Below are 23,429 nucleotides of genomic sequence, written 5' to 3' on the forward strand. Positions count from 1 at the left end.
GCTGGACGTCAATAGTTAGCCATCCTCCTTGTGTATTGCAGCACTGATACTGTGTCTGTTTTGGCATATTACCTGCCCGGCAATGTCGTTGGCTTGAAAGGGGATTGTCAGACCACGGTGCCGCTTCCCAACGCCAGTTATTACAATTCTTGTTATGGTTGAGGAGGTCACTCATGCCCGTTGCACTGACATATCCCGGCGTTTACATCCAGGAAATTCCCAGCGGCAGCCGTTCAATCAGCGGCGCCGCGACGTCAATCGCTGCGTTTGTCGGTCGCTTTTCCAGAGGGCCTTTGAACACACCGGTTCGCCTGTTTCATGTCGGTGATTTTGACACCCATATGGGAGGTGTGCACACCGACAGTGAAGTCAGCTACGCCGTGTCGCAGTTTTTTATTAACGGTGGTGGAGAATCGATTGCTGTGCGCATCGGGGGTGGCACGAATGGCAGTGCATCCGTGCAAAGCTGGAACGGTGGCACCACGTTGGTGTTCAATGCCGGGCGCCAGTTTCAGGGGCAATCGGTGACCGATCCCGGCGGCTGGAATAACCATATACGCATTGATATTGACTACCTGACATCCGATCCCACTGCGCTGTTTAACCTCTCAGTCACTGAGATCAGGCATGTGGATGGCCTTGAAGTGCCGGTGCGCAATGAAACCTACCGCAATGTGTCCATGGTCTCGACCCATGCCCGCTTTGTACAACATGTGGTGAATGACGATTCTGTGCTGGTGCAACTCCCGGATTTTGTTGGCACCGACATGCCGGCACCGAGTGGGTTCTATTCCGATGTGCAAGACACAGCCCAATACCCGGGTGTCGCCGCTAACAATACCCTGCAAATTGATTTAGGGAATGGGGGGGAGAATGTGGATATTGATGCCACCACGCCGCCCACCACCATGGCAGGGGCGGCACTGATGCTTCAGAGTGCCATTCGTGACACCCGGCCTGCGGATCCGTTGTGGGCGCAGTGTCAGGTAGTGGTTCGCAATAACAGGCTTGCGATTTTGAGCGGAAGAAACAGCGCACAATACCGGGCAGGACAAGTGATCTCCATTGCGGAATCTGCCGGGGACTTTGGCACTGTGATGGGGTTGGTTGGTGCGGGTGCCCGTGCCAATGTCCAGCAATATGCGATGAACACTGCCGCGCCCGCCGGATTCCAAAGCGCTGCAACCGCCGGGGTGGCCGAAGATCTTTCTTTGCTGTCAAGCGCGCAGCAAGCGGCGCAGTTTCGTGGTAACCGGAATGCCCGCACCGGCATTTATGCGCTCGAAGATGTCGATATCTTCAATATCCTCATGATCCCCGAAGCCTCCGATTTGAACAATGGCAATGTGGCAGACATGTCCAGCGTGATCAGTCCTGTGATTGCGTATTGCGAGGAGCAGCGAGCATTCCTGCTGATTGACCCGCCAGCCAATGTGAACAGCGTGGAAGAGGCGACAGAATGGTTAGACGACGTGGCTGGTGCCGGGCTGCGTCACCGCAATACAGCGGCATATTATCCGCGTGTGCAGGTGCCTGACCCGAATAATGACAACCGCCTTCGGACGATTGCGCCCAGTGGCTCCGTAGCAGGTGTTTATGCGCGCCGTGACGCTGAAGCCGGGATCTGGACGGCTGCGGCAGGTATCACAGCCTCCCTTCGCAACGTGATCAGTTTTAATCACAACCTCACCAATAACGAAATAGGGCAGCTTAATCCTGTCGGGCTGAATTGCCTGCGAAATGCTGGCATCAGCGGCAATATCATCTGGGGCGCGCGTACCTTGCGCGGCGCCAATGAGCTGGCATCTGAATGGACGTATGTGCCTGTGCGCCGCACGGCACTTTTTATTGAAGAATCCCTGTTCCGCGGTCTTCAGTGGACCTTGTTTATGCCAAACGATGAACCGCTTTGGTCTGAAATCCGCATCGCGGTAACCCGTTTTATGCAGGGGCTTTTCCGTCAGGGTGCCTTTCAGGGGAGCTCACCGGATGAAGCCTTCTTCGTGAAATGCGACGCCGAAACGACGACTCAGGCTGATATTGATGCCGGTGTCGTCAACATACTGGTGGGGATGGCACCCCTTAAACCTGCGGAGTTTGTTGTTGTCAGCTTCCAGCTGATGAACAACAGCGGAAGTTAATCTTTCCGCCAGTGGCGGAGGTTGCTGGCGAATTCAATGAATGCGAAGCATAAGTCGCGAGGGGGCGGTATGTCTCAGCTTAACGTGAATGGTCAACGGGTTGTGCCTTATCCCGGATACAAATTCATCATCAAGGAAGCGGGGGGTGACGTACTGGCCGCCGTGCAGAAAGTCTCTGGTCTAAGCCGCACCGTGGAAGTTAACGAATACCGCGCAGGGGGCGACCCCTCCCACACCCGTAAATCGCCGGGTCAGGTGAAATTTGAAGCCATTACTCTTGAGCGTGGCGTGACAGAAAACCTGCAATTTGAGCAATGGGCCAATAAGGTCTGGCGCATCGGCACCGAGCCGGGCGGGGAAGTCTCACTGGCGGACCTGCACAAAGATTTGATTCTCGAAGTGCTGAACGAAGCCGGCCAGAAAGTGCTGAGTTACAGCATTTACCGGTGTTGGGTATCGGAATACAAGGCATTGCCGGGACTGGATGCATCAAGCTCCGCATTCATGATCCAATCCATCAAGCTTGAGAATGAAGGGTGGGAGCGCATGGCAGTGACTGCGCCGAAAGAACCCAGCTTCGTCCACCCTGAGCAGTGAGTAGACGCTGATGGGCATGGTATTACAGACACTGGATGACAACCGGCAGGTAGATGCGTGGGAAGCCGCGTCTGGCAGGCGCACGCAGGAACGTGCGACCGTGCTGGCGAGTGCATTCATTCCGGAAGCACTGAAACCGGCGTTGCCGGACTGGACGGTCGCCGGGCGTGATCATTTGTTATTGCTGGCTTACCAGCAGCAGTTTGGTGATGCCATTGAGGTTGAGGCAAAGTGCAGCGCTTGCGGTGAGAAAACCCAGCTTGCGTTCACCGTTTCTCAAATCCTCAGCACAGCATCGCCACAATTATCTGCGGCCTGGGATACTGCGCAATCAACACTGGATACGGATGCTTACCTTCCTGCCTATCATGAGGTTACTTTCGATGGGGTAGCATGTCGCTTCCGCCTGCCGCGCATTGCAGATCTGATGTTGCTCGAACAGAGCGATGCCATGTTGTTCCAGTTTGCCCAACGGGTGATTGACCCAGAAGGCTTCCAGCAACTTCGCGTTGCGCTGGCAGAGAAAGAGAATACCGGGCATGCCTGGGAAGCCTTGTTTGAACAGATTGAAGCGCAAATGCTGGCCCATGAACCCTTGTCGATTGTGTCACTTAATGCGATCTGCCCGGAATGCGGGGCAGAGACACCGCACCAGTTTGATATAGCCAGCCAGTTTTGGGCGCAGCTTTCCGCCAGTGTCGAAAAGCAGCTTTGGGATGTGCATCTGCTGGCTTCTGTGTATGGGTGGTCGAGCCGGGATATTCTCGCGATGAGTCCGGCCCGGCGTCGTCGCCATATCGCAATGATTATTGAGTGACGGGGAGGAAATATGAGTAGAGGTCTCACCCAGTTTCTCCGCCGCAATGTCACCGGCGAACAGTCACTCAAACCAGTGGTACGCTCTTATTACTCTCACATGGCAGAGACGGCATACAGCCCGGCGGATCACAATAATAGTGACACTGTCACGGACTGGTTGAGGCCTGAGCCATCGATAACAGTGTCGAAGAGACAGCAAAGTCACGCGGAACATGTAAATAAAGCAACGCGTGACAACCAGGCGCATATGCCGGGTTCACAACCTGATTTTAACAGGGAAGTGGCCTTCCCTAAGTCTTCAGACACTATTTCTGAGACGCCAAAAAATCATGAGAAACAAGACGAGCAGGACAGTGTCGAACCTGAGCGCATCACATCAAAGGCTCGCCCAGAAAGCCTTCAGCCAGACGAGGGCAATTCAGACTTTCCGGAGCGCCGGCACCACACTGATTTTCCTCGGATTGAAACCAGAGTGCCTTCAACAACACTCGCGAATAAGCAAAAAAAGACTCTGGCAGAGCTGCGGGATTTAGAGCCCGAATCTCAGGGAAATGAACCCAGTAAGCAAGCCAAAACACAGCCTGATAAGCGGAGGGACTTCACCAGGCAGGTTGCGGCATCCATTTTGGGCAATGACGCGACAACTTCCCGGGAATCACTGTTGATTGCTGAGCCAGTGACAGACCCTGTTGAGGTATCAGTTACCATCAACCATGTCTCAATCGTGCCTGCAGCAAAAACCCCAGAGAAAAAAGCACTCAGCTGGAAGCCCCCAGTGAGCCTTACCGATTACCTTCGTGAGCGCCGGGAGGGTAACTGATGAGCAGTGCACTGGCGATTGCAGGCATCACCCAACTGTTGCGTGATCTGCTCAATGACGGATTGGTTGATAACGACGTTGCCAGTGTGGTTAACACCAATGTTCCTGTGCATGCACTGCCGCCGGATCAAATGCTGGCACAGGAAGATGAGAATGCGCCGGCATTGAATGTGTTCCTGTATCACACTGAAGTGAACGCCGCATGGGCAAACCAATGTCTGCCAACGCGTGACAACCGTGGCGACAAAATCAATAACACGCCGCTGCCGCTGGATTTGTTCTATATCATCAGCGCCTATGGCACGGCTGATTTGCATAACGACGTGCTGCTTGGTTATGCGATGCAAATCCTTCATGAACACCCGGGTTTTACCCGTGCTGAAATCCAGACTGCGTTAAACCCGGCTCCCGCCATTGCCTCGGGACTGCCGCCGCTTCTGCAGGCATTGGCCGATACCGGGCTTGCCGGGCAGGCAGAAGCAATCCGTATTGCGCACCATCCTATGCCTGTGTCGGAAAAATCCGCGTTATGGAGCGCATTACAAAGCCAGTACCGGCCGTCAGCGACCTATCGCGTATCAACCGTGCTGATGCAGGTTGAAGATGCCACGCAACAGGCACTGCCGGTATTGACCATCGGTCCGGAGAATGAAGGGGTGGATCTCCAGCCGGATTTGATCCCCTCTTTGCCACAACTGGTGCGCGTTATTCCACCCGCTTTGCAGCCCAGTGCGAGGTTAGGTGACACCCTGGACACCGAAGGTTTTTCGCTTGATGGGGCGAATCCCCGTTTTACACTCTCACATATCTCACAGGAGGTGGAACACACAATCAATGCCGATGCAGGCGGAACAGCTCGCATACAGTCACTGACACTGCCCAATGCGGGTGCCAATTGGACAGCAGGTATCTATTCACTTTTCTTTTCTGCTGACGTTGGCGGTCAAACACTACAATCCAATCGACTTTCCGCCCAAATCGCCCCTGTGATGACCTTGCCGCCCACCAGCGTGGTGCGGCAAGGTCAAACGGTGGTTGTCACCGTCAGGGTGACACCACACGCATCCCCCGGACAACAGGCCACCATGTGGCTCGGCAGTGAAGGGGCGACTGCCGAACCTGTCACTGTTGCAACAGACACACTGGTGTTTGTCTTCGGGCTGCTTGCAGCGGGAAACTACCCGGCAAGGCTGCGTGTTGATGGCGTGGACAGCTTGTTTATCCTGCGCGACAGGCCACCGATTGCACCGCACTTTACACCACGCTCACCCGTTTACGATCCTACCCAGGTAGTAATGGTGCCATGATGGCCGGGCCTATTGCGTTTTCCATGACAGGGCAGCAACAGGCCGCGCAGCAATCACTGGCGCGCTGGCAAGCCTTAAATAATGCACATTTGGCCGCATTGGTTGAATGGGCCACCTGCCTGCTTTCTGACCATGAGAATGCGTCGTCTCAACCTGTTGCCACGATTAATGCCCGGTTTGGCGCGGAAACCCCAAACGGGCATCCCAGTGCGGTGAATGTGCTCGGCGAGCGGTTTGGGCTGAATGACAGCGATCAGGGGGTGTTGGCACTGGTTATCGCTGCGGCGATTGAACCGGCAGTCCGGGAGCGCTGCGTATCGCTTACAGGCAATCGTTCCCAACCCTTTCCCACTGCGATGCTGTGCGTCTCTCGTATCCCGGAATGTGACTGGAGCAGTTTTTCACCACACTCACCGCTCAGGTACTGGTTGCTGGTGGAATGGCAGTCTCTGGGCTCGGGGGATGGTGTGCTGAATGCAGATGAACGGATAGTGAATTTTGCCCGGGGAATCGGGTATATCGATGAGCGTCTCTCGGTGTTGCTGGAGCCTGCTGAGGCAGGCGCTTTCGCCGCTTTGACGTCATCCCAACGCCAGCCACTGGATGCCGCGCTTAATTTTCTTGCCCAGAACCAACATGCAGACAGCGAACCTGCGACGACAGTGTTTGAGTTATTTGGTGATGATGCCTTTGCCAGAAAAGCCATGGCACAGGCGGTTGCAACTGAGTTGAACTGCGATCTCCAATGCATCCATGCCGCGAACTTACCTCTCCGGGCAAATGACCTGGATGCCCTTGCCCGGCTTTGGCTGAGAGAAGCCGGTCTGTTGCCCTTGCTGCTTCTGGTAGAGCAGGCAGACGATGCCCATATTCAAAAACAGGTTGCGCAGTTTGTGGCGAGGTTACATGGGGTCGTACTGGTAGACACCGGGCGCCCGGCCGCAGCGCTGACAACGAAGAGCTTCCCGCTTGAGGTGAAGCGGCCCACGGTTGAAGAGCAGGCGTCTCTCTGGGCTGACCTGTTGCCCGCAACCGACAATCATCTTCCGGCCAGACTCGCCGAACAGTTTTCAATGAGTGAACCGGACATTTTCCGCGCCGTCTCGGTTGCTGCGGCACAGAGTCAGGCTGGTGAAGATGAACAGTTTGAAAAGGCGTTGTGGCGGATTTGCCAGCGTGGTGCATCCGGCGAGCTCTCGAAACTCGCGCAACGCATCGCGTGTAAGGCAACGTGGGACACACTGGTGCTACCCGAAACCCAGACTCGCATGTTGCAGCAACTTACCTCGCAGGTTGAGCGCCGCAGCCGGGTGTATCAGTCCTGGGGATTCCGTGACCGTATGAGCCGGGGAATGGGGATCAGCGCCCTGTTCAGCGGTGAAAGCGGCACCGGGAAAACCATGGCGGCAGAGGTGATTGCCAACGCCCTTAACCTCGACCTTTACCGTATTGACCTTGCCAGCGTGATCAGTAAATACATTGGCGAAACCGAAAAGAAAATGCGGGCCTTGTTTCAGGCTGCAGAGCGTTGCGGGGCGATGCTTTTCTTTGATGAGGCTGATGCCCTGTTTGGCAAGCGCGGCGAAGTAAAAAACAGCAATGATCGCTTTGCCAACATCGGCATTGACGATTTGCTGCAGCGGATTGAAATGTTTAACGGGGTGGCGATCCTTGCGACCAACCTGAAATCCCAGATAGACAAAGCCTTTATGCGTCGCCTGCGTTTTGTGGTGGAGTTCCCGTTCCCGTCGCCAGCCGAAAGGGCGCGGATATGGCAAACCGTGTTCCCGCCACAGACCCCGCTGGCTGAAGACGTCAATCCCGCCCGCCTTGCCCGTCTGAACCTGACCGGTGGCAGTATCCACAATGTGGCGCTCAATGGCGCTTTCCTTGCCGCACAGCACAATGAAACAGTTTCCATGCGCTGGCTGATGGAAGCGGCCGCAGCGGAGCTTCAAAAGCTGGAGCGACCGATAAAACCGGGGGATTTGCATTATGGCTGAGTATGCTTCACGTCAGGCGAAAACACCGGAGAATGATCCTGCTAGTTCCACGGCGCGCAACCACTTTGTGGTCCAGAAAAAGTGTGGGTGTGGCAATTCTTCGCCCCAGGGGGGGACGTGTCCAGCCTGCGCCGCAAAGGCGGCGACAACGAGTCCAATGCTGAAAAGGCCTGCAACCAGCGCCGGTTCCATGCAGCCAGACGGGGCGATTCCCCAGACCCTGCGGGAACGTGCCGAGCAAACCTTTGGGGCGTCGTTACCCGACGTCAATTTCTATACAGGTGGCACAGCCCAACATTATGCCCGCCAGCTGCAGGCCAAAGCCTTTACCACCGGAACCGATGTGTATTTTGGCAACGGTTTTTACCGGCCTGATACCCCACAAGGACTTCGCCTGATTGGACACGAACTGACGCACGTGATGCAACAGCGGCGCGGGCTGGCATTTTCGAAACTTCAGGGGGCAGGGGATATCTACGAACGTGAAGCGGACAGTGGTGGTGATGCGTTTGCTTCCGGAAAACGTTTTACTGTGTCGTCGCCCCAAGGCTCGATTGGCCGGTTTCCGCAAAAAATGGGGGCGGATGAATCTGCTGAGGCGGTGGGCACAGAGAATCCAAATCATGGGCTCGACTTCCTTGGCGAGGTGTGGGATCAGGATGAACTGGCCAGTACCCTGAGTAGCTTTCGAGACATGGAAGATAGCGAGCGCAAGTTGGTCCTGATCCCTGAATCAGCGGTAGAGAGCATCGGCCGAGCCCCTGCGGAAAATGCCCCGTTGGCGCAGACTAAGTTGCTCGACAGTGCCAGCAATCCACCCCTAAGGCGTTCTGTCATCCAGCGGGCGATTGTCGCCGGATGTAACGTACCCACAATGACAGCCAGTCAGATCGGGGTTGCTGCGCATATGCAGATAGGCGGCGCCTGCGGGCTTTTGCACGCGGTGAGCCCTGCTTCCAATTGTCTGGGTGGCGGGCATCCTGGATTTCAAATCCCTGGCTCAACGCGTCCAGACATGGTTATCCAATACCCCATGGGGCCACTTATTGATGAAGTGGGCGAAATCAAACCGGCTTCCTGGCTCAATCCCAATAACAACCGACAGGCAGCGGCTGAGCAACAACTGAATACCGATATTGCCAATTATCAGCGGATTATTGGCCCGGCGACGTCAATGTGGTCATTTGCTTTTCCACGAGTCACGTTCGTAGCAAACCCCAGCCAATGGATCCGTGTCTGGCCGGCAACAGGGGCGTCAGCATCGAATGGCGTCCACTATTACAGCTGTTACAACAAGCCTCGCAGAAGACCACGCCCTGTCCCCATTACCGTTCCCCAGCCTGTTCCTGTTGTCAATCCAAAACCTGTTACCCCGAGAGTTCGCACGCCTGTCGTGACACCTGAAGTGGTTGTGGGCGGTGCTGCCGCGGTGGGGCTTGGCTATTTGATTTACCGTGGGGTGCGGATGATCCCGTCACTGGCACCACCATTATGGTGGACGATACCCGGCAACCTTGCGGTGCCGTAGGAGGACATATGAAAGTCACGATTCAGTTTGATCATATCCACATCGCTGAAAATGCCTCTTACCGCGAGATTTATCGGGCCCTGTCTGATGCCATGCGGGAAAACTGGCCAGCTGTCGCGTCCATACCGGCAGAGCGCCAGCAACTGGCACAACAACGTGCGGCATCTGTGGCCGCACGCGATTTAATCCGAACATTGGCAGTCAGGAGGACACGCTAGATGTTGTCTTCCCAGCCGAACTATTTGAAAGCGGGCATTGTATTGCTGGATCCGCAAACCGCTGATCCTGTCAGTGCGATCCCGCTGTTGATTAACCCGGAGTCACTCAGCACCCAGTTTGAGGTGAAAGCCCCGTCGACCTCTGACACCCGTAATGAGCAATTACGTTTGAATGGCCCGCCGAAAGAGACGATCACCTTTGATGCCATTCTGGATGCGACCGATGCGATGTCGAGGGGCGATGAAGATGCCGTGAAATACGGCATCGGTCATTACATTGCGGCGCTGCGAAGCCTGATTTCACCAACCAAGCGCCAGCTTCTGGATAACGATGCGCTTGCCCGACAAGGCAAGCTCACCATCATTCCGATGACGCAACCCTTACCGGTATTCAGTTGGGGGTTACAACGCAGGATGCCGGTAAAAGTGGGGAGCCTTTCCGTGACAGAAGAGTTTTTCAGCGCACGCCTGAACCCCATCCGGGCCAAAGCCAGTCTTTCGTTGCAGGTATTGTCGGTTGACGATCTTGGTTTTGACCATCCGGCATCTTCACTGTTTTTGCATTATTTGGATGGCATTGAAAAGCAGGCAGCGAAAGTGATCAAACCCGCGCTTGGCGGATGACAGGGAGGAATAAGCGACGATGACAGATCTTACCCAATACCTTCTCAGCCATACTGACGAAACAGCGGACTTCACTACAACCAGCCGGTATGCGGAGGCGCCGTTGAAAGTCATGACTGACAACAAGGGGACCGAAAGGGTATTTGTGGCTCGCCGCTTTATTCCACAACCTGCCGATGAAAATACGGTTCCCCTGTTGCTGGTCAGGGAAGGAGATAGGCTGGATTTACTGGGCGCAGCGTATTATGCCGATCCGGCGCAATGGTGGCGGATTGCTGATGCCAACCTGGCGTCTTTCCCCGGTGATTTGGTGGCAACGCCGGGGCGCAGGATTGCCCTTTCGTCAGGTGAAGGGGAGGCATAATGTCAGAGGTGGTTATGCGTCTCTACATCGGCCCGGTCGCACCGGTTCCTGTTTCCAAGGCGGTGATCAATGCTTTTGTTTCCTGCGAAGTACAATCAAAAACGCAAGGGGCTTCCGGCTTCCAACTGGTGTTTGAAATCGACAACAATTCGCCGCTGCATACCCTGTTTATGCTCGCGAGCAATAACCCGATCCCACTCGTCCGCACTGTGGTGACGGTAGACATGCACCGCAAACAGAGTGTGTTGATAGATGGCGTGATCACCCAGCACAGTGTCAGCCCTGCAAGCGCACCGGGGGTGTCACGCATGACGATCACCGGCAAAGACTTGACCCATGTGTTGAGCTACCTCGACTTCAGTTTTATGCGATTTCCGGCCATGCCAGATTTTGCGCGTATTAATCTGGTATTAGCAAAATATGCGTTCTTGGGATTGATCCCAACGGTGATTCCTTCGGTGTTAATTGATGTCCCTGTCCCGACGGATCGTATTCCCACACAGCAAGGGACAGATCTTGAATACATTCAATCGCTGGCTGAGCGTGTTGGCTATGTGTTTTACATCGAGACCACAGATGCCGTTGGCGTGTCTGTCGCCTATTGGGGACCGGATGTCCGTGTTGGAAAGGTGCAGAAGCCGCTGAATGATGACTTGGATGCCAACCGCAATGTGGTGTCGCTGACAGGGACATACGATGCACATGACGCCTACATTCCGCTGATCACCATACAAAACCCGCAAACCAAATTGCCGTTGACCCTGCCGGTGCCGGACATTAATCCGTTGAATCCGCCGTTAGGATTACTTCGCCCCATTACAACCAAGACCAGAAACATCTACGAAACGGCCAAGTATTCCCCTGTACAGGCCGCCATGATTGGCATGGCGAAAGCGGCACAATCTGCTATCCGGGCAGTGAAAATGACAGGATCACTGGATGTGTTGGCCTATGGATCCTTGTTGATGGCAAGACGATTAGTGTATGTGCGGGGTTCAAGCCCAGCCTTTAACGGCATTCACTATGTGGAGTCGGTCACCACCACCTTTAAGGAAGGCGAATTGAAGCAGGATTTTCAACTGAGCAGGGACGGCTTGCTGTCAACCGTTAACAAGGTATCCGCATGACACAGCCACTTTATGGAAAGTTCCGGGGCACCGTAATGAACAATGTTGATCCGATGCAACAGGGGCGGATCCTCGCTACTGTCCCGAGTGTATCCGGCATGGTACCCGGCAGTTGGTGCATGCCTTGTTTGCCGGTGCTGGGGCTGAATTCCGGCATGTTCTCTGTGCCGCCGATCGGTGCGGGGGTATGGATTGAGTTTGAACAGGGTGATGTGGATTACCCCATCTGGACAGGATGCTTCGCGGGTGCGCCTTCCGATGTGCCAACATTGGCAAGAACTGCTGTGCCGCCCATTTCCGCGATCACCCTGCAAACCATGGCAAAGAATGGGATTGTGATTTGCGATATCGGCGGCCCCATGGGCATGGGAGGGGTTACGCTCCAAACGGCAACAGGGGCAACGCTGTCAGTGACCGATGCTGGTATTTTCATCAATAACGGCAAAGGGGCGCAGATATCCATGGTGGGGCCAACTGTTGATATTAACAATGGCGCACTGACCATTACCTGAGAGGACAGAAACGATGCCGGGAGCGATTCTTCATGTTGGGGCCACGGTGACCTGCGCCCATGGTGGGCAGGCGACACCGACGGTGCCCAATCCCCGGGTGATGGTATCGGGTCAGCCGACAGTGCTGCAAACTGCACCTTATGCGGTGGCAGGTTGTGCGATGCCGCCCCCCAACGCAGGGAATGGTCCCTGTGTCACCGGACAATGGTTGTCAGGTTCAGTGCGGGTGCTGTCGCTGGGCCAGCCGTTTGCGCTGCAAACCGGGCAGTCAGTCTGTACGCCAACCGGTACGCCACTGATCCCGTCTGTGGTTCAACCCCGCGTGCTGGCAACCTGAGAGTGGATCAACATGGCATATCCAGATTTTCACCATCGCCCGGATTTTCCGTACCGAATAGACACTCAGGGTCGCACTGCAACGACAACGCGGCTGGATGGGATTCGCGATCGCATTGAGCAGGTGCTGTTTACCGAGCCGGGCGAGCGGGTGATGATGCCGACGTTTGGCTGTGGATTGAACAGGCTTTTATTTGCGGCCGTCAGCGATGCGGTTGTGGAAAATACCCGGAGTCTGGTGGCGACGTCCCTGCAAACCTGGATGCAGGATGATATCGACCTTTCCGAGGTGGATGTGCGTTTTGACAACGGGGCGCTGTTTATTGATGTGGCCTATACCGTGCTGCCTACCGGGGAGCGCCAACAGGCGACATTTGAACGTGAGGTGTCGACATGATCTACTTCTGCTGCGATCAACGGCGACGGGAAGCGGTGCGTCAATCCGGATTCAACGGCATCGACTTTGTCGAAGTGATTGATCGTGAAGCCGCCATTGAGGCTGATCGCCAGCGTTTTCTCCATCTCTATTTGGTCAATGATCCCGGTGCCGTGGTTTATTCCGCTGGCAATATCCGTATCGAAGGGCCGAACGTGATTGATGTGGTGAATGTCACCATGGGACTTGGCGGCCAGAGCAATGTGCTGGTGGTCGAGGTTGACGCGCCCGGTGACTTTTCACCTTATACCCTGAATATGGTTACCAGCCCGCTGAATCCGCTGCCTCCGCCTGACATCGACCCAGCACTGGCATCGGTGACGTTTTCTTTCAAAGTGGAATGCCCTTCGCCGTTTGACTGTCAGCGTCCCTGCGACTGCCCGGACCCAGAGCCCATTGAGACAGATATTGATTATACCGCGCGGGACTTCTATTCCTTCCGGCGAATGATGCTCGATAGGCTTTCTGTGACTGTGCCCGCGGCATCAACCGGACACCCTGCTGACCTTGTGTCTGCACTGGTGGAGGTATTGGCTTATACCGCTGATCAGCTTGCTTACCAACAGGATGCGGCAACCACCGAAGCGTATTTAAACCGGGCACGCTCACGGATTTCGCTTAAACGGATGACAAGGCTGGTGGACTACACCCTCGATGAAGGTTGCAATGCCCGCTGTTTTTGCCATTTTGCGGTGTCATCAGATGTGTTGCCTGTTGCCCCTGCAATGGCAGTGATCCCGGCTGGCAGCGCAGTGTGTACCCAGTTGAGTGACCAGCCGAGAACCTTTGCCCGTGATGATGCCCTGCTGGCGCAAAGCCAGGCCGTGTACGAAACCTGTCAGGATATTCCTGCTCTCTTTAACCTTCACAACGAAATGGCCTTTTACACCTGGAGTGATGCGCGTTGCTCTCTGCCAAAAGGGGCAGTGAGTGCCACGCTGGACGGCCACTTTCCTGACTTGCAAGCCGGGATGTATCTCGCCCTTGAAGAAGTGACAGGGGCTCGAAGTGGCAGTCAGGCAGACAGGCAGTTGTCACAGCGTCAAGTGGTGTTGCTAACCGGGGTGGAGGCATTTAACACCGACAGCGAGCCACTTATTGATCCCGTGACCGAATTGCCAATCACTGAAATTAGCTGGCATAGTGAGGATGCGCTGCGTTTTTCCCTCTGTATTTCGTCTGAAACCGCCATTGAAGAAGGGCGGCGATACATCGAACCTGTTTCTGTTGCCCGCGGCAACATGGTGCTGGTGGATCATGGACAGACCATGTCCGGCGAACGTCTTCCTGACGTGCCTTTTCCAACGCTCAGTTGGGCACCGGGGCAGGGTATGCAGTCAGAACACACCAAAGGCAGCAGCTGCGCACAGGCAATTTGCGAGCAGGAGCAGGCCGAAACCATTCCACCCAGATATCAGCCGACACTCGCCAGCCGGCCACTGACGTTTGCGCCTGAATACGTTCCTTACGCGCCAGCCTCTGAATGGTTACGAACACCGCCTCCGAGCGAGACCTTCGCCAGTCTTTCACTGCTTGCGGACGATGGTGTGGAATCACTGCCTTATCAGGTTGTGAAGGATCTACTGGCTGCAGACAGGTCGGCGCTGGTGTTTACGCCGGAAATTGAACGTGATGGCTTGGTTTTCCTGCGTTTTGGCGACAATGTGTATGGCAGGCGCCCGTTGCCGGGCACACAGTTTACGGCAACTTACCGGGTGGGTGTCGGGACGGCAGGGCATATCGGTGCAGATAAACTCTATCATCTGGCGCTGCCTATCCCTGAAGTCACTGACGTTCGAAATATCACCCCCGGAGTGGGAGGGCGGAACCCGGAAACCCATGCTGAAATTCGAAAACGTGCGCCTTTCCTGTTTAAAACACAGGAGCGGGCGGTCACACGGGAAGATTACCAGACGCTCGGCAGGCGGGTAGCAGGCATTCAGGATGTAACCTGTGCCTATATCCACACTGGCAGCTGGATGACGACCTTTGCCCTGCCAGACCCTGAAGGCAGGGTCGAGGTGTCTGATTCGTTACAAACCACCCTGCGTGATCATTACGAAAAATTCCGCCTTGCTGCCCACGATGTGGACGTGTCATCACCGGTTTATGTTCCCCTTGAAGTGACGCTGCATGTTTGTGTTGCACCCAATGCGTCGAAATCCCATGTCCGCCAGCGTCTGTTAACGCTGTTTTCCCCCAACCGATTAGCTGACGGTTCTCTGGGTTTGTTGCATCCGGATCGCTTCCGGGCCGGCGAAACCTTGCATCTTTCTCCCTGGCTGGCAGCTGCCCAGAATGTGGAAGGGGTCATCGCGGCAAAAGCGACGCGCTTCCGTCGGTTTGGCGATGCCCGTACCAGTGGTCTTGCGGACAGGAAACTGACATTTGGCCGTACCGAAATTGCCCGTGTTGATAACGACATCAGCCATCCGGGTAACGGTGTGTTCCTTCTCGATATGGATGGAGGGCGCTGATATGGCAAACCATGAACGCCATTGTGGCGCATGCAGTGGCACTGAAGTACTGACCCCCAAAGCACCAGACAATGCGGCAGGTTTATCACGGATTACATATCGCAGTGGGGAATACCACGATTTCTACACCAGTATGACGGCGCGGCTGTCTTCCGCAAAATTTGGTGCATTGGGCATATTGACGTCACGCGAGCCGGATGATTTCTCCCTCGCGCTGATTGATGCGTGGGCAGCCAGTTGTGACCTGCTGACGTTCTACAACGAAATGTGGCTCAATGAAGCCTATATCAACACCGCGATGGAATCCGGATCGTTGCATGAACTGGCGATGTTGATTGATTATGCGCCCCATCCCGGCGCTGCCGCAACGGCAGATTTGGCTTTTACAATCGCCGCCGGTGAAGGGATCCCGGATGAAATAACAGTGCCTGCTGGCACCAAAGTCCAAAGTACACCGGGGCAAGATGAAAAGCCGGTGATCTTTGAAACGCTGAATGATTTGACTGCCCGGGCGGCATGGAATGCGATACGGCCAAAACTCACCGCGCCGCACCCGTTAACAGTAACCACTACCCGGATACCGTTACCGGGCACCAATTTGAATCTCAAACCGGGTGACGCGGTGTTTTTTGTCACAGACGATGACCAGCAGGTGTTTGCCACGATTAATGCTGTCACACCTGTATTGGCCGATATTGCCAACGATCCTGACGCCAAAAGCCTGACATGGCTGGATATTTCTCCGACGGCATCTGGCCCTTTGGTGACGTCTCCGTCCGGGACACTCGGCATCATTACCGCTATTTTTCCTGTGCAGATGGGAAGTTATAAAGGTAAAACTATCGGCTCGACAGAACTGCTGGGCGTATTGATGGCGGCAAACGTCCGGGAGAAAGCGTTTTTCTCTCCCTTTATAGAACTGGCAACGTCGACACGAAAAGTTCAGGTATTCCGCACCAAAGCCGCGATTTTCGGACATGCTGCGCCTCCACTGGACACACTGCATTATTCATTAACCGGTACATCGCCAGTATTCAAAAAAAACAGCAGTGGCGTGATTGTTGAAGATGTGGTGACGGGGCCGTATGCCAACCTGACCGACAATGACTGGGCCGATGGCAAGCTGGATGCGATGGATGACAATGCCAGTCACATCTACCTCGAACGGCCTGTGGCTGAGATTAGCAAGGGCAGCACGGTGGTGCTGAAAGAAGGCAGTAAATGGTCGCGTTATCATGTGACCGATGCCAGTGAAACGTCGGCCTCTTTCTTTTCTGTTACCGGAAAAAGCACCCGCCTGACACTGAATACCGATAATCACTTTAATGATTTATCCATTCGCGGCACCACCTGTTTTGGGGCCAGTGAATGGATGGATATTGCAGACCCACCGATCACAGATGCGCTTGATGAAAACGCCATCACAGTTGCGTTAAATGGCTGGTTTCCCGGTCTGGCTCAAGGCCGCAAAGTGATCTTAACGGGCCGCGCGGAAGGCCTGGGGCAAGAGCCGGTGGTGGCAACACGCATTGTTCAGTCTGTCAGTCATAACATGACAGAAAAAGGTGGCACGACCCTCACTTTCACTGAAGCGTTAGGCGCCCCTTATCTGCCACAAACCTTACACATCCATGCCAACGTGGCTGACGCCACACAAGGTGAATCAGTCGTCGAGGTGTTGGGTGATGGCAGCGCGACGCCGCATCTTGCATTTACTTCCAAACAAGCGCCGCAGACCTTTGTCCCCGCAGCGACGGCAACAGGCGTGAAGCCCACCATGGAAATCCGCGTCAATAAAATCCTATGGAAGCAGGTGCCACATTTTCTCGATGCTTCACCGACTGATCGGGTTTACACCCTGCGTATTGATGAAAACGGCTACAGCCATGTTGCTTTTGGTGATGGCGTATTGGGTGCGATGCCGGGCAAAGGGCAACAAAATATCCGTGCCAGTTACCGCAAAACGCACGGACTGGAAGGGCGGGTGAAAGCCGGGCAACTGAATTTGTTGATGTCCCAGCCGCTGGGTCTTCAGGGGGTCAACAACCTGTTGGGTGCTGAAGGCGGGGCAAACCCGGAAAGCAAGGATGAAATCCGCGTCAGTGCGCCGCTTTCCTGTCGCACGTTAGGACGCGTAGTATCCCTGACTGATTATGCTGACTTTTCCCGCGCTTACGGGGGGATCGCCAAAGCCACGTCTCAATGGCTCCATCTTGGTAGTGGCCCACAGGTTGTTGTGACCGTCGCGGCGGAAGGCGGTGCTCAGGTTCAGGAAGGTGGCGACTTACATGAAGCATTAACCGACGCGTTGGTTGCTGCGGGTGATCCGTTTGCCCGGTTTGTGCTGCGAAGCTTCAGGCAAACCTATTTCCGCCTTGGCGTGAAAATCAAGGTCGACGCGGATTACCTTGCGGACGACGTTATCTCCCGCGCAGAAGCCCGGCTTTGCGAAGCGCTGTCATTTGATGCGCGCGATTTTGGCCAACCTGTGTTTGCCAGCGAAATCATTGCGCTGCTGCATGAGGTGGAAGGTGTTGATGCAGTCGTCATCGACAGGCTCTACACCGGCAACACGCCCACACGCCATGATGGTATTGCCGCGCCGCTGGCGGAGGCAGTATCAGGCGATGTGGTGGGGGCAACCGTGCTGAGCCTTCATCCTGACGGACTCGATTTCCTGGAGGCCAGCTTATGAGCAGCCTGTCACCTGACTATTTGTATAACCTGTTGCCGGAAATTTACCGTCGGCGCGATGAAGAACAGGGCTTTCCGCTCAAAGCCTTGATGGGCATTCTTGCCGAGCAGGCGGGCATCGTGAAGCATGACATCGACCGGCTTTATGACAACCAGTTTATTGAAACCTGCGATGAATGGGCTGCGCCCTATCTGGGGGAACTGGTGGGGTATCGCTATGGACCAGAGATCCCCGGTGTGAGTCAGCGGGCATCGGTTGCCAACCAGATCCGTATTACCCGCCGCCGTGGGGTAGCACTGGCGCTGGAACAACTGGCAACGGACACCACAAGATACCCTGCGCGTGTGGTGGAGTTTTTCCGCCTGTTAGCCCGGCCTGAGCATCTTGCTGCTCTTCGCCCGGATAATCATTACACCCTGGATATCAGAAACAGTGACAAATGCGACGCGATAGGTACGGCATTCGATTCAGCCAGTTATACCACGGCGGTTGGTCGGATCGGCCGGGGGGAAGGACGGCACCATTTCCACAATGTCGGCGTTTTTATGTGGCGTTTGGGCCAATACCGACAACCGATTGTGCCGGCGCATAGGGTGAATGCAAGGCGTTACCTGTTCAATCCCCTCGGTTGTAATACCCAGCTTTTCAACCCGCCGCAACCTGAGCCGGATATCAACCATCTAGCGCGCGAAGAAAACCTGCCAGTTGCACTGAGGCGGAGACGTCTCGCCGGTAACCGGTTAGATGCTTTTTACCCCCGGGCGTTTACTGTGGTCATTGACGGGATCCCGCAGGACATTGGCCAGCTTCAAATCTGTAACCTAAGCGATGATGGTGCGGACTGGGCACATTCGCCGGTCGATCGTATTTCTGTCGATCCTGAACTTGGCCGGTTATCGTTGCCCGCCGCGATGCCAGAGCCTGATGCAGTGGAGGTCACATATCACTATGGTGCGGCGGCCAGTCTCGGTGGCGGTACTTATCCTCGCAGTGAGGGCTTTATTGTGTTCAACAGCCCGCCGCAGGTAATTGGAGAGGGTGACAGTGTTCAACCTGCGCTGGATTTGATTCAAAACGGCGGTGTAGCCGAAATCGGTGTTTCCCATGTGTTCAGTGAAGCCCTGAATGTTGCTGTAAATACAGACCAGACCCTGTCGCTTCGGGCTGCTGATGGTCATCGGGCATTTCTTGAACTGGGTGGCGATGACATGACGCTGCAAGGCGGCGAGGAAGCGGAAATCATTCTGGATGGGCTGGTGATCAGCGGCGGACGGCTTGTGATCCCTGATACTGGCGGCAATGCGCTGCGTCGTCTGGTGCTTCGCAATATCACGCTGGTTCCCGGGCATTCGCTGAATATTGACGGTGAACCTGCTTCCCCGGAGTTGCCGTCGCTGGTGGTAGAGATCCCCAACGTGACTGTCGAGATTGAACGTTCAATTCTTGGCGCAATCCGCACGGTTGAAGGTGTGTCGGTCTCGGTAAAAGACAGCATTATTGATGCGATCGCCAACACCGGAACCGCTTTTGCGTCGTTGGACGGAACCCGCCATGGCGGTGTACTCACGCTGTGTGAAACCACTGTGATTGGCAAAGTCGGGGCGCGTTCATTTCCACTGATCTCCAACTGTATTCTGGATGCTGCGTTGACAGACGCGGACGTGTGGACAGCGCCCGTCTGGGCGCTACAACGACAGACAGGTTGTGCCCGGTTTTCCTATATTCCGCCCCAATCCCGTGTGCCGAGGCAGTATCGTTGCCAACCCCAGTTTGCAGCGGCCAACGCGGTGGAAGCGGCGGAAGCGAGAAATCCGGCACTGTCTGATTCAGCAAGAACCCATCTTATCCGGGGCGTGCAGGCCCGGATCGTTCCTGCTTTTACATCAACCCGCTACAACGATCCTGCCTATGGTCAGCTGCTGCTTTCCGCTCCGAAAGACATTCGTCGCGGGGCTGACAGTGGCAGTGAAATGGGTGCGTATCACCATCTTTATCACCCGCAGCGGCATGATGCCTTGCTGTTTCGTCTCAATGAATTTCTACCTATCGGCCTTGATGCGGGCTTGATCTATGTGACCTGAGGAGGAGCTCATGGCAATAGATATTTCAGGAAAAACCTTTGATCCACGCCATAACTACTCCGAACTGGTCTCGATGCAGGGAAGGGTGGTGTCGGACACGCCCCTTAACGAAGGTGCGGCAGTCGTTGATCGCCGCTTTCGTGCGGAAACCATCGATTTAGCCGGGTTTAATGGCTATCCCGCCCATCTTCCCGACAGTTTCCGTATTGACATCTCTGGTGGAGAGTTGTTGATTCATCCCGGCCGGTATTACGTCGATGGCTTGATGGCAGAGAACTTTGGTTACGGCGAACACGCGTTTTATCTGCCGCTGGAAGAGATGCGCAGCGACGAACCTGTTCCCTTTGGTATGCAGCCTTATCTTCCCATCATGGAGCCGCCTGAACTGGAAGATGGCCGTTATCTGGCGTTTCTGGATGTGTGGAAACGTCCGGTCACGTTTCTTGAAGACCCGGATTTGGTTGATCCGGCGATTGGTGTGGATACCAGTGCCCGAATGCAAACCGTCTGGCAGGTGAAGCTTTTTACGGTTGATGAAGGCGTAACCTGCAATACCGATGATGAAGACATAGAAGGCTGGGAAGCGTTTACTGCCCCTTCATCAGCGCGCCTTTCAACCCGGGCCAATCCCGCATCCGCAGTAGAAGACCCCTGTTTGTTGCCACCGGAAGGTGGGTATCGTGGATTGGAAAACCGCACGTATATGGTGGCGGTACATGACGTCAATGAAGACGGTGTCCCCTTGCTGAAATGGTCGCGTGTCAATGGCGCGTTTGCGGGGAGAATTCTCGCCCAGCCCGCCAACAATATGCTTTCTCTCGATAATGTCGCCAAAGATGATTACATGCGGTTCAACGATGGTGACTGGGTTGAGATCACCGATGATGTGCGGGTGCTGGAAGGTAATCCCGGCACCATGGTGAAAATCCAGAAAGTGTACGATGCGAAAAACCAGATAGAATTTACGGCTCCCTTGAATGTGGGGGAAATCATCCTAGAGCCTGCATCTACCACAGCCAATCAATCTCTCCACCCCATATTGCGCCGCTGGGACCAGTCCGGTGTGGTGCTTGATACCGACGGCAGTGAGATCGTCAATCTGGATGCGCCTGGAAGTGACGGTTTGATCCCGGCGCCAGAGGGGATATTTATCGCGCTGGAAGACGGTGTAGAAGCTGCTATTTCACTCAAAGACGGCACAGGTGAATACCACGTCAGCGATAACTGGAGCTTTGTTACCCGCTACGCCAACAGTTCAGTTGAAACATTGACTGACGCGCCGCCGCACGCTTTTCACCATCATTACAGCCGACTGGCGATAGTGGATGTGTCAGGGGGCGAGTTTGTGGAACCTGTATTTCAGGATTGTCGTGATCCCATCGGAACTGCCGGTTGCTGTACCGTGGTTGTCCGTCCCGGTGAAGATATCCAAACGGCGCTGGACAGCCTCTCTCCCCAGTTTGGTGGCTGTGTGTGCCTGAAAGTGGGTATGCATACGATTCGCCGGCCACTGCGTATCCGCTATCCGAATGTGACCCTGCATGGTGAAAGCCATGGTGTGCAAATCAGAAACCTTTCTGGCGAATCAGCCATCGTGGTGAGATCTGACGATGGCAGTCCTCTCACTGGTATTCACCTGTCAACACTTGCCATTCTGAACCGGGGTTCGATTGAAAAACCTGCCGGGATCATCGCCCTAAGAGCCGTTGAGGACAGCCGGGTTCAAGATTGCCGGGTGCAGGCCCTCGATGGCAGCGTGCAATCGATTGATAACCCGGCGGTGGGGCTGTTTGACTGCCAGCGGGTTCGGATCAGCCATTGTAAGCTGGAAGGTTCACCCATTGGGGTCTGGATTGGCGATGGTGGCGAAGACCTGACCATTAACAACAATGTGATGAATTTTAATGCGGAACAGCTGCCGGGACTGGTTGGGGTGGCAGTGACCAGAATAACTGGCCGGGCGAGGGTTCTCGACAATGATATTGATGGATTTGCCCGCGGTGTGGTGATCAATAACCAGCCTTCCGGCGCGGCGTTTTCAACGGCGTCATACAGTGAAGTGAAAGGCAACCGCATTACATTAAGGCCCACGCCCAGCGATCTTGAGGCAATTGCCGTGGAATGCTATTGCGCGTTTGGCACTGTTTCCGAAAATCAGATCCTGTTGCTGGCAGAAGAGAGCACAGGCGTGATGGTGCGTGGAACAGGCACCTTGATTGAACGCAACCGGATAGAAACAGAGGCGCAGATTGAAACTCAGGTTGCCATTCTGGTTGGTGGCGATGAAGAGCTGTTTACCGGTGGCATCACCACCGCCCAAAACTGGATCAACGGTTGCAGCGGGGGAGTGATCGCCGAAAAAGTGGCTGGGCTTCGGATTGACAACAATGACATTTCCGGCGACAGGGGAACAGAGCTGGCTGTGTCGGCAGCAGAATGTACTCTGGTCAGCATAGAAAATAACAACATGGTGGGAGTGACGCTGGCGGTGTTTGCCAGTGAGTGTGAAGATGTTCAAATCAACAGCAACCAAATCCGTGACAATGTAGGAGCCATTGCCTGTGTGCAATGTCTGCGTGTTGATATTACCAACAACCAAATCTATAACAGCACCCACGGTGGTATTGTTACCCTGTTTTGCCTTGCACGGGTCGGCATTGTTGGCAACCGCCTGAACCATGTTGGCGTTTTGGGATCAGGAGTTTTTGCCTCTTCCATCATGAGTGTGTTTCATTTGGGCGAATGCCACATCGAATCCAATGAAGTCCTGAATACCGGCGTAGGTATGGATGAAGGAATAAACCCGTTGCGTACTGTCGGTATTGGTGCGTTATTTGTGTTGGAAGCCCGCGTGGAAAGCAATCTGGTTTCGTATTCTGATTTACTGACCCGCGAGCGGGTGTTAGAGGATCGCGCTTTGCTGATGCAGGGATTGATGGAGTTCTCTTTCCCTTTTAGTGACAGACGGTTTGTGCTGCTCGGTTATGCCTGTCAGGTTGCCGACAACAAATTCCTCGGTCGGGGTGCAGATACTCTGGTTGAAATCCTCTCCCGGCGGATTAACGACAATATCCGGCTGCGCTTTGAACGGGTTCTTTTCAATAATAACTTTATTGAACATGTCGGCAGCAATGACGACATCATTGCCAACGGCGCGACGGTGATCCTGAACGGCAGTCAGGCATCAGTGATGGGCAACCACGTGAAATCCGGCACCTTCTTTCTGCCATCTTTTGATTTTAACGGCATGGAAGGACCATTTATTGGCAATGTGGTACGCGGTTCAGTCATTAACCATCCCGAATTCCCAGTACCTGAATCTGGCTTTAATTCACAGGCATAAC

The 23,429-nt window shown here is 54.8% G+C and carries 18 protein-coding genes; all 18 read left to right on the forward strand.

The genetic code is table 11. The annotated features are described in order from the left end of the window. Positions 1–173 precede the first annotated feature (173 nt). The 18 genes from VHA_RS12235 (at position 174) to VHA_RS12320 (ending at position 23,428) form a co-directional block, all read left to right on the forward strand. Complete coding sequence (locus tag VHA_RS12235) at positions 174–2,141, forward strand: phage tail sheath family protein (protein ID WP_005504743.1); 1,968 nt, start codon at positions 174–176, stop codon at positions 2,139–2,141. Between the two features lie 69 nt (positions 2,142–2,210). Further along, entirely contained in the window at positions 2,211–2,738 is a 528-nt protein-coding gene (locus VHA_RS12240) for a phage tail protein (protein ID WP_005504744.1), read from the forward strand. 10 nt (positions 2,739–2,748) lie between these two features. After that, the gene (locus VHA_RS12245; protein WP_005504745.1) at positions 2,749–3,555 is read left to right on the forward strand and encodes a T4 family baseplate hub assembly chaperone; all 807 of its coding nucleotides are present in this window, start codon (positions 2,749–2,751) and stop codon (positions 3,553–3,555) included. A 12-nt stretch (positions 3,556–3,567) separates the two neighbouring features. Continuing rightward, a complete protein-coding gene (locus VHA_RS12250; RefSeq protein WP_005504746.1) occupies positions 3,568–4,377 on the forward strand; it encodes a hypothetical protein in 810 nt (269 codons plus the stop codon). Continuing rightward, entirely contained in the window at positions 4,377–5,684 is a 1,308-nt protein-coding gene (locus VHA_RS12255) for a Pvc16 family protein (RefSeq protein ID WP_005504747.1), read from the forward strand. The genes VHA_RS12250 and VHA_RS12255 overlap by 1 nt, the downstream gene beginning before the upstream one ends. Next, a complete protein-coding gene (locus VHA_RS12260; protein WP_005504748.1) occupies positions 5,684–7,687 on the forward strand; it encodes an ATP-binding protein in 2,004 nt (667 codons plus the stop codon). Before VHA_RS12255 ends, VHA_RS12260 begins: the two co-directional genes overlap by 1 nt. Next, positions 7,680–9,215: an eCIS core domain-containing protein gene (locus VHA_RS12265; protein ID WP_005504749.1), complete on the forward strand. Its 1,536-nt coding sequence runs from the start codon at positions 7,680–7,682 to the stop codon at positions 9,213–9,215. Before VHA_RS12260 ends, VHA_RS12265 begins: the two co-directional genes overlap by 8 nt. 8 nt (positions 9,216–9,223) lie before the next feature. Further along, positions 9,224–9,433, forward strand: a complete 210-nt coding sequence (locus VHA_RS12270; protein ID WP_005504752.1) for a hypothetical protein — start codon at positions 9,224–9,226, stop codon at positions 9,431–9,433. After that, complete coding sequence (locus VHA_RS12275; protein ID WP_005504754.1) at positions 9,434–10,057, forward strand: hypothetical protein; 624 nt, start codon at positions 9,434–9,436, stop codon at positions 10,055–10,057. Between the two features lie 19 nt (positions 10,058–10,076). Continuing rightward, positions 10,077–10,421: a hypothetical protein gene (locus VHA_RS12280; RefSeq protein WP_040528856.1), complete on the forward strand. Its 345-nt coding sequence runs from the start codon at positions 10,077–10,079 to the stop codon at positions 10,419–10,421. Beyond that, positions 10,421–11,548 carry a hypothetical protein gene (locus tag VHA_RS12285; protein ID WP_005504757.1) on the forward strand — a complete coding sequence of 376 codons (1,128 nt, stop codon included), beginning with the start codon at positions 10,421–10,423 and terminating at the stop codon, positions 11,546–11,548. The genes VHA_RS12280 and VHA_RS12285 overlap by 1 nt, the downstream gene beginning before the upstream one ends. Beyond that, positions 11,545–12,060, forward strand: coding sequence for a phage baseplate assembly protein V (locus VHA_RS12290; protein ID WP_040528858.1), 516 nt, complete (start codon positions 11,545–11,547; stop codon positions 12,058–12,060). Before VHA_RS12285 ends, VHA_RS12290 begins: the two co-directional genes overlap by 4 nt. Before the next feature lie 13 nt (positions 12,061–12,073). After that, positions 12,074–12,397 (forward strand): hypothetical protein, encoded by a 324-nt coding sequence (locus tag VHA_RS12295; RefSeq protein ID WP_005504761.1) that lies wholly within the window; start codon positions 12,074–12,076, stop codon positions 12,395–12,397. A gap of 12 nt (positions 12,398–12,409) precedes the next feature. Then, positions 12,410–12,793, forward strand: coding sequence for a GPW/gp25 family protein (locus VHA_RS12300; protein WP_005504763.1), 384 nt, complete (start codon positions 12,410–12,412; stop codon positions 12,791–12,793). Then, positions 12,790–15,309, forward strand: coding sequence for a baseplate J/gp47 family protein (locus tag VHA_RS12305; protein WP_005504765.1), 2,520 nt, complete (start codon positions 12,790–12,792; stop codon positions 15,307–15,309). Before VHA_RS12300 ends, VHA_RS12305 begins: the two co-directional genes overlap by 4 nt. A 1-nt stretch (position 15,310) precedes the next feature. After that, on the forward strand, positions 15,311–18,004 hold the full coding sequence (locus tag VHA_RS12310) for a baseplate J/gp47 family protein (protein WP_005504767.1): 2,694 nt from the start codon (positions 15,311–15,313) through the stop codon (positions 18,002–18,004). Continuing rightward, positions 18,001–20,085 carry a hypothetical protein gene (locus VHA_RS12315; RefSeq protein WP_005504769.1) on the forward strand — a complete coding sequence of 695 codons (2,085 nt, stop codon included), beginning with the start codon at positions 18,001–18,003 and terminating at the stop codon, positions 20,083–20,085. The genes VHA_RS12310 and VHA_RS12315 overlap by 4 nt, the downstream gene beginning before the upstream one ends. A gap of 10 nt (positions 20,086–20,095) precedes the next feature. Continuing rightward, on the forward strand, positions 20,096–23,428 hold the full coding sequence (locus VHA_RS12320; protein WP_005504770.1) for a DUF6519 domain-containing protein: 3,333 nt from the start codon (positions 20,096–20,098) through the stop codon (positions 23,426–23,428). Position 23,429 lies beyond the last annotated feature (1 nt).

The organism is Grimontia hollisae CIP 101886 (assembly GCF_000176515.1).
Taxonomy (GTDB): domain Bacteria; phylum Pseudomonadota; class Gammaproteobacteria; order Enterobacterales; family Vibrionaceae; genus Enterovibrio; species Enterovibrio hollisae.

Bases quoted from the DNA above. Each gene is read 5' to 3' on its own strand.
- VHA_RS12275 (WP_005504754.1), top strand. From the start codon at position 9,434: ATGTTGTCTTCCCAGCCGAACTATTTGAAAGCGGGCATTGTATTGCTG.
- VHA_RS12280 (WP_040528856.1), top strand. From the start codon at position 10,077: ATGACAGATCTTACCCAATACCTTCTCAGCCATACTGACGAAACAGCG.
- VHA_RS12260 (WP_005504748.1), top strand. From the start codon at position 5,684: ATGGCCGGGCCTATTGCGTTTTCCATGACAGGGCAGCAACAGGCCGCG.
- VHA_RS12235 (WP_005504743.1), top strand. From the start codon at position 174: ATGCCCGTTGCACTGACATATCCCGGCGTTTACATCCAGGAAATTCCC.
- VHA_RS12305 (WP_005504765.1), top strand. From the start codon at position 12,790: ATGATCTACTTCTGCTGCGATCAACGGCGACGGGAAGCGGTGCGTCAA.
- VHA_RS12250 (WP_005504746.1), top strand. From the start codon at position 3,568: ATGAGTAGAGGTCTCACCCAGTTTCTCCGCCGCAATGTCACCGGCGAA.
- VHA_RS12240 (WP_005504744.1), top strand. From the start codon at position 2,211: ATGTCTCAGCTTAACGTGAATGGTCAACGGGTTGTGCCTTATCCCGGA.
- VHA_RS12285 (WP_005504757.1), top strand. From the start codon at position 10,421: ATGTCAGAGGTGGTTATGCGTCTCTACATCGGCCCGGTCGCACCGGTT.
- VHA_RS12295 (WP_005504761.1), top strand. From the start codon at position 12,074: ATGCCGGGAGCGATTCTTCATGTTGGGGCCACGGTGACCTGCGCCCAT.
- VHA_RS12270 (WP_005504752.1), top strand. From the start codon at position 9,224: ATGAAAGTCACGATTCAGTTTGATCATATCCACATCGCTGAAAATGCC.
- VHA_RS12320 (WP_005504770.1), top strand. From the start codon at position 20,096: ATGGCAATAGATATTTCAGGAAAAACCTTTGATCCACGCCATAACTAC.
- VHA_RS12255 (WP_005504747.1), top strand. From the start codon at position 4,377: ATGAGCAGTGCACTGGCGATTGCAGGCATCACCCAACTGTTGCGTGAT.
- VHA_RS12245 (WP_005504745.1), top strand. From the start codon at position 2,749: ATGGGCATGGTATTACAGACACTGGATGACAACCGGCAGGTAGATGCG.
- VHA_RS12300 (WP_005504763.1), top strand. From the start codon at position 12,410: ATGGCATATCCAGATTTTCACCATCGCCCGGATTTTCCGTACCGAATA.
- VHA_RS12310 (WP_005504767.1), top strand. From the start codon at position 15,311: ATGGCAAACCATGAACGCCATTGTGGCGCATGCAGTGGCACTGAAGTA.
- VHA_RS12265 (WP_005504749.1), top strand. From the start codon at position 7,680: ATGGCTGAGTATGCTTCACGTCAGGCGAAAACACCGGAGAATGATCCT.
- VHA_RS12315 (WP_005504769.1), top strand. From the start codon at position 18,001: ATGAGCAGCCTGTCACCTGACTATTTGTATAACCTGTTGCCGGAAATT.
- VHA_RS12290 (WP_040528858.1), top strand. From the start codon at position 11,545: ATGACACAGCCACTTTATGGAAAGTTCCGGGGCACCGTAATGAACAAT.